The sequence below is a fragment of the Microbacterium sp. genome (assembly GCF_035277845.1).
GTDB lineage: Bacteria > Actinomycetota > Actinomycetes > Actinomycetales > Microbacteriaceae > Microbacterium.
Map to the genome: position 1 here is coordinate 1 of NZ_DATEJS010000182.1, position 2,447 is coordinate 2,447.

A 2,447-nucleotide genomic window follows, 5' to 3' on the forward strand; every position below is an offset into this window, starting at 1 on the left:
GAACGCGGTCCCGGTCACGGGGCCGGTCGCGGGGCCGGGCGTGGCATCCTCCACCGGCGGCACGCGATCGGGTGCCGGTCCGACGCGCCGCAGCGACACCGCCGCGTACTTGTACTCGGGCTGCAGCGACTCGGGATCGACGGCGTCGCTCGTGACCGCGTTGACGGCGAGATCCTCGCCGTGCACGTCGTTCCAGTGGAACGGCGCGAAGCAGCCTCCCGGGTGCACGCGGTCGGTCACGACGGCGGGCAGCACGACGCGCCCGCGGCGCGAGACGATCTCGGTCAGGTCGCCGTCGGCGATCCCGAGGGTCTCGGCGTCGGCCGGGTTGATCTCCACGAACGGGTCCGGGTTGAGCCGCGTCAGGGTGGGGATGCGACCGGTCTTCGTCATCGTGTGCCACTGGTGCGGCAGGCGTCCCGTGTTGAGCACCCACGGATGCTCGTCGTCGGGCAGCTCGGCGGGGGGCAGGTGCGGCCGGGCGAGGAACCGCGCGCGGCGCGACGGCGTGGGGAACGCCAGCCGCGGCACGTCGCCGCCCTCGCGGTGCAGCGTCTGGCTGACGCCGTCGTTCAGGTAGCGGATCGGATGCCGGTGCTCCGCGTCGCCGTCGGGCGCGGGCCACTGCACCGGCGAGCGTCGCAGCCGGTCATAGGTGACGCCGCGCAGGTCCCATCCGGTGCGCGGGTTCCAGAACTCCCGCAGCTCGTCGAAGACCTCCTCGGCCGAGGTGTGCGCGAACGCCTCGCCGTACCCCAGCGCGCGCCCCATCCGGGCGATGAGCGCCCAGTCCGGCTCGGCGTCGCCGGGAGCGTCGGCGGCGCGCTGCACGAGCGCCACCGACCGCTCCGAGTTCACCGCGACACCCTCCGACTCGACCCACAGCGTCGCCGGCAGCAGGATGTCGGCGTACGCGGCCGTCGCGGTGCTCGCGAAGATGTCCTGCACGATGACGAGCTCGGCCCGCTCGAGGCCCGCGATGACGGCGTCGCGGCCGGCGACGGATGCCACCGGGTTGGTGCAGATGATCCACGCCGCCTTGATCTCGCCGGCGGCCATCCGCCGGTACAGGTCGATCGTGCCGCCGCCCGTCTCGGCGCGGAGCGACCCGGGCTCGAGACCCCACTGCGCCTCGGTGAAGGCGCGGTCGTCGGCGTCGAACACGGAGCGCTGGCCGGGAAGGCCGGGGCCCATGTACCCCATCTCCCGACCGCCCATCGCGTTGGGCTGACCGGTCAGCGAGAAGGGGCCGCTCCCCGGCCGGCAGATCGCCCCGGTCGCGAGATGCAGGTTGCAGATGGCGTTGGTGTGCCAGGTGCCGTGCGTGGACTGGTTGAGCCCCATCGTCCACAGCGACATCCACTCGCCCGCCTCGCCGATCCAGCGCGCCGCGGTGCGCAGGTCGTCCTCGGCGAGCCCGGTGATCTCGGCCACCCGCGCCGGCTGATAGTCCGCCAGCAGCGGCAGCAGCTCCGCCCAGCCGTCGGTGTGCGCCGCGATGAACTCGTCGTCGATCGCCCCGTCGGCGACGAGCAGGTGCAGCAGTCCGTTCAGCAACGCCAGGTCGGTGCCGGGGCGCAGCTGCAGGAACAGGTCGGCGCGATCGGCGGTCGCGGTGCGGCGCGGGTCGGCGACGATCAGCCGCGCCCCCGCATTCAGGCGATCGGCCATCCGCAGGAAGAGGATCGGATGACAGTCCGCCATGTTCGACCCGATCACGAAGAAGAGGTCGGCGCGGTCGAGGTCGTCGTACGACCCGGGCGGGCCGTCGGCGCCCAGCGATTGCTTGTAGCCGGTGCCGGCCGAGGCCATGCACAGGCGCGAGTTCGACTCGATGTGGATGCCGCGCAGGTACCCCTTCACGAGCTTGTTGGCGAGGTACTGCGCCTCCGTCGACATCTGCCCCGACACGTAGACGGCCACGGCATCCGGCCCGTGCTCGTCGACGATCCGCCGCAGCCCGGCCGCCGCCTCGTCGATCGCCGTCTCGAGCGGCACCGGCACCGGTTCCGCGCCGCGCGCGGGCCGCACGTGCGCCGACGTCAGTCGCCCGGGCGCCGCCATCAGCTCCGCGTGCGTGGCCCCTTTGGTGCACAGGCGACCGCGGTTGGCGGGGTGCTCGCGATCCCCGGCCACGCGTCCGACCGCCATCCGTCCGTCCGGTGCCGTCACCGGGTGGACCAGGATGCCGCATCCGACACCGCAGTACGAGCACGCCGTCCGCACCGGCGGGAGGGCGGGCGGGGAGACGGTGGACGGGTCGGCGGACACGCTCATGCTCAGATGATTCGCGAGTCGCGTTCCGCCCCGTGTCCCACAGCGTTACCCGGGCGTCACATCTCCATCACAGTGGGCCGGACGCACTTGTGAGCAAGGTCGGAGCGCCCCCGTCCAACCGACGACATCTGCGCCGCCAGGGCGCGGATGTCGTCGGTTGAACCCCTGTC

General features: G+C 72.9%; 1 protein-coding gene. It reads right to left on the minus strand.

Features of this window, described 5'->3' with window-relative positions:
• Nucleotides 1-2,277: nitrate reductase (locus tag VJR25_RS07810; RefSeq protein ID WP_324114272.1), on the minus strand; the 2,277-nt coding region annotated here is incomplete at its 3' end.
• Between the last annotated feature and the right edge of the window lie 170 nt (nt 2,278-2,447).